Raw genomic sequence first — 6,766 nt, 5'->3', positions numbered from 1 at the left:
CTCGGTCAGGCTGCCGCTGTCCGGCCTGGCGGTGGGTACGTCGTCGACTATCTCGATGCTGACGTTGGCCGAGGCGTTGGCCAGGCCGTCGCCCACAGTAATAAGGAAGCCGTCCGTCTCCAGACCAGCGGCATCAGCAGTGGCCGAGGTCAGCGTGTAGCTGAAGCTGTAGGTGCCATTGCTGTAACCAGTGATTTGCACCGTGCCATGGGCGGTGGTGAAGCTCTGCCCGACCAGGCTGGCAAAGCCGCTGGTGGTGAGGTCAACGCTGAGGCTGCCGACGCTCAAGGTTTTCAGGTTTGCCAGCCCATCCGAGTCCGCGACGGTGAAGCTGCCAGTCGTGACGGTGCTGCCGTCGCCCGCGCTGCTGCCGTCCGCCAGGCCCTTCTCGAACACCTGGGCCAGGCCACCGCCGGCTCCCGGACTGCTGACTTCGATGGAGGGAATGTCGTTCTGGCCGACGATGGTGATGACCAGGTTTGCGGAGCTCTGGTCACCGTTGCTGTCCTGGATGCTGTAGCCGAAGCCAAGGTTGACCGTCTCCCCTTCCCCCAGCCCTTCCACCGCCGGCGTGCCATTGGCCAGTTGGAAGCTGTAGCTGCCATTCGGATTCAGGGTGACGACGCCATAGGGCGTGTTCACCAGCAGGCTGCCATTGGCGCCGCTGGTGGCACCGGGCGCCTGCCAGGAAACGAAGGTCGTGGGCAGATCCGGGCCGCCGTCGTCGTTATCCAGGACGTTGCCCTGCACGCTTTCGTCGCCCTCATCGATGCTCTGGGCATCGTCGCGGGCGACCGGCACACCATTCACCGGCACGACTTCCGGCTCCGGAATGTCGGGGATGCCGACTTCCGGCTGCGGGAATTCCACGCCGAAGGAGATCGGGCCGGTGGGGAAGCCGATGTTGGGATCGACGCGGCCAGCGGTCTCGCCCAGTAGCACGAAGGAGTGGCCGCCGCCTGCATTGCCGCCACCGGCGCCGCCGCCAGGGCCGGCCGCAGTGGCTTCGGCGACCTTGGTCGGGTCCACGCCGGCCTCGATGGCGGCCTGCAGCTTCTCGACGTCGGTCAGGTCCTGCTGGCTGGGTGCGGCCGGCGCCTCGTCGGTGCCGGGCTGGCTTGCGTCAGGGGCCCCGGCCAGCAGTGAATTGTTCAGCGGCATGCTGCTGTCGCGTCCGAGCACCAGCTCCTGCCCGTTGGAGAGGGTGACCGCTACCGCGCCCTGGGCGCCGGTAACCAGTTGCTCACCTGCGAATACCCGGTCGCCTTCGGTGAGGGGGCGGCGCGAACCATCCGCAGCCACCGCAAACACATCACCCACGACCTGCCGTACGACCCCGATTGATCCAGCCATGATTCCTTCCTCCCGCACCGCGTGCTGCCAGCCGGGCAGCGCCGATCCCAGTCAAAGAGGGTCACGGCACGTCCAAACCGAACTACGGGTACGTGAAGAAGCATCCAGGGGGCGAAGAACGGCGCCAGAAAATTACCGCAGTCAATAAAACGTCACACTCTCCGGCGCCGAACCACTACTCCGATTTCACCCCGCCCCTGTGTTTCTTGATTTGTGCCTGACCATGATGCGCGCTCGCGCAGGGAACCTGAGAGCCCCAAGACATGCGAACTGCTGGCAAAAAGATGTCTTGGATTTCCGACGAGTGCATAAGAATTTTTCCTGCTAATTCTTGTGAGGAATTCTTCTTAGCCATTTCAAAAGTTGTTCTTAGCTCTGATGTTACAAGCCTGAAACGGTTTGATATGGATTTTCGCCAATTTTTCGGCGCCAGGAAGCCAAGAACCGAAATGGAGAACGACAGAAATGCGCACACTCACCCCCCTGTGGTCCGGCATGTTCCTCGCCATGGCCGCCACGCAAATCCAGGCCATGACGCTCACGGACGCCATCCAGAGCACCCTGGACAAACATCCTGAACTCCTCTCCAGCGCCCAGAATCGACTCGTCGCCGACGAAGAGGTGAAAGTCGCCAAAGGTGGGTACCTACCAACCGTCGACCTGATAACCGGTGTAGGTAGAGAGCAGACCGACAGCCCCTCCACTCGCGAGCTCGGCGATCACAACAAGGAAACCCTGAATTTCCGTGATGCCGAACTGCGCCTGCGGCAGATGCTGTTCGACGGCTTCAATACCCCCAACGAAGTGGCGCGTACCAAGTCCGTGGTCAATTCCCGTGCGTACTTCACCCTGGGCACCGCCGAGAGTCTGGCGCTGCGCACCGTGGAGGTGTACCTCGATGTGCTCAAGCGTCGCGAGATGGTCGTGCTGGCCAGGAACAACCTGATGGCCCACGAACGCATCCACGACCAGATCGGCCTGCGCAGCCAACGCGGCGTGGGCAGCACCGCCGACTTCGACCAGGCCGAAGCGCGCCTCGCCCTGGCCAAGAACAACCTCTACACAGAGGAAGTGAACCTGGCCGATGCCGAGGCCAACTTCTACAGCGCCGTGGGCATGCCGGCGGACGAACTGGTGACGCCGGGCACCATCAAGGGCGAGATGCCCGCCGACCTGCTCGCCGCGCGCCAGGGCGTGATGGACACCAACCCCTTGCTGAAATCGGCCCAGGCCGACGTGCAGGCCGCCGAGAGCCAGTACGAATCCGCCAAGGCCCCCTTCTACCCGCGCCTCGATGCCGAGCTGGCTACCACCGCCGACGACAACGTGCAGGGCGACGAGGGCCACAACAACACCTGGCGGGCCGGCGTGGTGATGAATTACAACCTCTTCAACGGCATGCGCGACAAGGCTCGCCTGCAAGCTGCCGCGCACCAGATCAACCAGTCCATGGACATCCGCAACAATGCCCTGCGGGTGCTCAACGAGAACCTCTCGCTGGCCTGGAACGCTATGGAAAACGCCCGCAAACAGACCCCCGAGGCGCGTGACTACGCCGACTACACCGCCCGTGTCCGCGAGGCCTACCAACAGCAGTTCGGCCTCGGCCAGCGCACCCTGCTGGACCTGCTGGATAGCGAGAACGAACTCTTCACCGCCAACCGCCGCTATGTGGACGTGCGCTACACCGAAGAGTTCTCCATGTACCGGGTGATTTCGGCCATGGGTGACCTGCTGCGTCGCCAGAAGGTCGTGGTCCCGGCAGAAGCCGTCGCCCTCAGTGAAGTGAAGAGCGAAGCCCGGCTGCCGGATATGCAGTAATCCAGATGGGAGTCCACCACCATGACCACCATGGAACGGACTGACAGTCCCAGGGATCCGCGACAGGGCCATGACGACCCGCTGCTCGACGGCCTGCTGATCCTCTGTCGCCTGCATGGCCGTCCGGCCAGCCGAGCCAGCCTGAGTAGCGGCCTGCCGCTGCCAGGCCAGCGCCTGTCCCCCGAGCTGCTGCCTCGCGCGGCGGCTCGCGCCGGCCTGCAGGGTCGGCTGTTGCGTCGCGAACTTGCCACCATCTCGCCGCTCAACCTGCCACTGCTGCTGCTCCTCAAGGGTGGCCGAAGTGCGGTGCTGACGCGCTTCGATGGCAAGGGCCGGGCGCTGATCCTGCCCTGCGAGGCCGACGGCGGCGAGCAGTGGGTGCCCACTGAAATCCTCGCCCTGGAGTACAGCGGCAGTGCGCTGTTCGCCCGCCCGCGCCACGAGCTGGAAGAAGCCCACGCGCCGCTGGTACCGAGGGTCACCTCCTGGTTCCGCGACACCCTGCGGCTGTCCCGCTGGCTCTATGCCGACGCCATGCTGGCGAGCCTGCTGATCAACCTGCTGGGCATGATGGTGCCGCTGTTCGTGATGCAGACCTACGACCGTGTGGTGCCCAACCAGGCCACCGCGACGCTCTGGGTCCTGGCCATCGGCCTGCTGCTCGGCACCGGCTTCGACCTGCTGCTGCGGGTACTGCGCGCCAACCTGCTGGACAGTGCCGGCAAGAAGACCGATGTGGTGCTCTCGGCCACGCTCTTCGAACGCATCATCGGCATGTCGATCAAGGCACGGCCGGCCACCATCGGCGGCTTCGCCCAGAGCATCCACGACTTCCAGGGCCTGCGCGAATTCCTCACCGCGGTGACCCTCACCAGCCTGATCGACCTGCCCTTCTCGGTGGTGATGCTGCTGGTGATCGGCCTGCTCGGCGGACCGCTGGTGGCGATCCCGATCCTCGCGTTCCCGATCACCGCGATCTTCGCCTGGATCATCCAGGCGCGCCTGCGCGATACCGTGCAACGCAGCCTGGCCCTGGGCGCCGAACGCCAGGCGCTGCTGATCGAAACCCTCTCCGGCCTGGAGACCCTCAAGGCCTGCGGCGCCGAAAGCGAGCGCCAGCATCGCTGGGAACACACCCACGGCGCCCTCACCCGCCTGGACAGCCATGCCCGCTTCCTCTCCGCCCTGGCCACCAACGGCACGCTGTTCATGCAGCAGTTCGCCGGGTTGGCGATGATCGTCACCGGCGTCTACAGCATCATCGCCGGCAATCTCAGCGTCGGCGCGCTGGTGGCCTGCTACATGCTCAACAGCCGCGTGCTCTCGCCCCTCGGGCAGATCGCCGGGCTCATCACCCGCTACCAGCAGGCGCGGCTGACCATGAAATCCACCGACGCCCTGATGTCCTTGCCCCAGGAGCGCGAAGTCAGCCAGCAGCCGCTGGAACACCAGGCGTTCAAGGGCAACCTGGAAGTGCGCCAGGTGGAATTCCGCTATCCGGGCCAGGGCAGTCCGGCGCTGAACAAGGTCAGCCTGCGCGTGGCCGCCGGCGAGCGGATCGGCATCATCGGCCGCAGCGGCTCGGGCAAGAGCACCCTGGCGCGGCTGATCCTCGGCTTCTACACGCCGGAGGAAGGCCAGTTGCTGCTGGACAACATCGACCTGAGGCAGACCGACATCGGTGACCTGCGCCAACAGATCGGCTACGTCAGCCACGACCTGCCGCTGCTGGCCGGCAGCCTGCGCGACAACCTCACCCTCGGCGCACGCTACGTCAGCGACGAACGTATGCTCGAAGTGGCCGAGCTGACCGGCGTCGCCGACCTCGCCCGGCAACATCCGCAAGGCTACGACCGCGCCGTGGGTGAGCGCGGACAGCTGCTCTCCAGCGGCCAGCGCCAGGCCGTGCTGCTGGCCCGCGCGCTGCTGCTGGACCCACCGCTGCTGGTGCTCGACGAACCCACCAGCGCCATGGACAACTCCAGCGAAGAGCAACTGCGCCAACGCCTGGCGACCTGGTCGGCGGGCAAGACGCTGATCCTCATCACCCATCGCAGCTCGATGCTGGCATTGGTGGATCGCCTGGTGGTGCTGGACAACGGCCAGGTCGTTGCCGACGGACCCAAGGACACCGTCATCGACGCCCTGCGCAAAGGCCGCATCGGTCAGGGCATCGCCTGAGGAGGCACAGCATGGCCAGCGCAGAAACACCCCATTCCTACTTCGGCCGCCACAATGGCGCCGACGCCGAGTTCATGCCGGAAGTGGCCGGCACTATGGCGGAAGACTCGCCACGGGCAACCCGCATCACTGTCTGGGTGGCCTGTACCCTGCTGCTGGTGGCACTGGCCTGGGCGCACTTCGCCGTACTGGACGAAGTCACCACCGGCGAAGGCAAGGCGATCCCTTCCAGCAAGGTGCAGATCATCCAGAACCTGGAAGGCGGCATCGTCTCGGAAATCCTCGTGCGCGAGGGCCAGGTGGTGGACAAGGGCACCGTCCTGCTGCGCCTGGACGACACCCGCTTCCGCTCGAACAAAGGCGAGACCGAAGCCGACCGCCTGGCGCTGATGGCCAAGGTGGAACGCCTGTCCGCCGAGGCCGAGGGTCGCGAAATGGCCCTGCCCGAGGAGATCACCCGCGACGCGCCACAGTTGGCTGAAGACGAGAAAGCCCTCTACCGAGCGCGCAACGAGCGCCTGGAAAGCGAGCAACGCATCCTCAGCGAACAGCTGCGGCAGAAGACGCAAGAGCTGGCCGAGTTCCGCTCCAAGAGCCAGCAGTACCGCTCCAGCCTGGGCCTGATCCAGCAGGAGCTGAACATGTCCCAGCCGCTGGTGAAGGCCGGTGCCATCGCCCAGGTGGAAATCCTCCGCCTGCAGCGCAGCGCAGTGGAAACGCGCGGCGAACTGGAAGCCACCAACCTGGCCATTCCCCGCGCCGAGGCAGCGGTGTCGGAGATCGAGCGGAAGATGGAGGAAAGCCGGCTGTCGTTCCGCTCCGACGCCTTCAAGGAACTCAACGAGGCGCGCACCGAGCTGTCGAAGATCACCTCCACCAGCAAGGCCATTGACGACCGCGTCAGCCGCACCACCGTGGTCTCGCCGGTGCACGGCGTGATAAAGCAGCTCAAGGTCAACACCATCGGCGGCGTGGTCCAGCCCGGCAGCGACCTGGTGGAAGTGGTGCCGCTGGAAGACAGCCTGCTGATCGAAGCACGCATCCGCCCGCAGGACGTGGCGTTCCTGCATCCAGGGCAGAAGGCGATGGTCAAGTTCACCGCCTACGACTACACCATCTACGGCGGCCTCAAGGCAGACCTGGAACTGATCAGCGCCGACACCATCCAGGATGAGGAAGGCAAGAGCTTCTACCTGATCCAGGTACGCACTGAGAAAAGCCACCTGGGCAAGGACGACCACCCGCTGCTGATCATCCCGGGCATGGTCGCCACCGTGGACATCATCACTGGCCGGAAGAGCGTGCTGGATTACCTGCTGAAACCGGTGCTGAAGGCGCGCCAGGAAGCGATGCGGGAGCGGTAGGGCATATGTGGGAGCGAATTCATTCGCGATACGGACCCACGGGCCGT

At 65.1% G+C, this 6,766-nt stretch carries 4 protein-coding genes; 3 read left to right on the top strand and 1 reads right to left on the bottom strand.

What is annotated here, in order from left to right:
* The coding region (locus E8E91_RS27750) for a retention module-containing protein (RefSeq protein WP_280380362.1) at nt 1-1,353 on the bottom strand (1,353 nt) is incomplete at its 3' end.
* A gap of 465 nt (nt 1,354-1,818) precedes the next feature.
* Here E8E91_RS27750 and E8E91_RS27745 point away from each other — a divergent pair.
* From E8E91_RS27745 to E8E91_RS27735, 3 genes are read left to right on the top strand one after another with little or no spacing between them, the layout of a single operon-like run.
* The gene (locus E8E91_RS27745) at nt 1,819-3,174 is read left to right on the top strand and encodes a TolC family outer membrane protein (RefSeq protein WP_280380360.1); all 1,356 of its coding nucleotides are present in this window, start codon (nt 1,819-1,821) and stop codon (nt 3,172-3,174) included.
* A 21-nt stretch (nt 3,175-3,195) separates the two neighbouring features.
* Nucleotides 3,196-5,355 (top strand): type I secretion system permease/ATPase, encoded by a 2,160-nt coding sequence (locus E8E91_RS27740; protein ID WP_280380358.1) that lies wholly within the window; start codon nt 3,196-3,198, stop codon nt 5,353-5,355.
* Between the two features lie 11 nt (nt 5,356-5,366).
* The gene (locus E8E91_RS27735; RefSeq protein WP_280380356.1) at nt 5,367-6,719 is read left to right on the top strand and encodes an HlyD family type I secretion periplasmic adaptor subunit; all 1,353 of its coding nucleotides are present in this window, start codon (nt 5,367-5,369) and stop codon (nt 6,717-6,719) included.
* The last annotated feature ends 47 nt before the right edge of the window (nt 6,720-6,766 follow it).

Origin of the sequence: Pseudomonas sp. BN515, assembly GCF_029873155.1 — a bacterium.
Lineage (GTDB): Bacteria > Pseudomonadota > Gammaproteobacteria > Pseudomonadales > Pseudomonadaceae > Metapseudomonas.
Note: the sequence above shows the minus strand (reverse complement) of the source record. Positions and strands in the feature narration are given on the sequence as shown.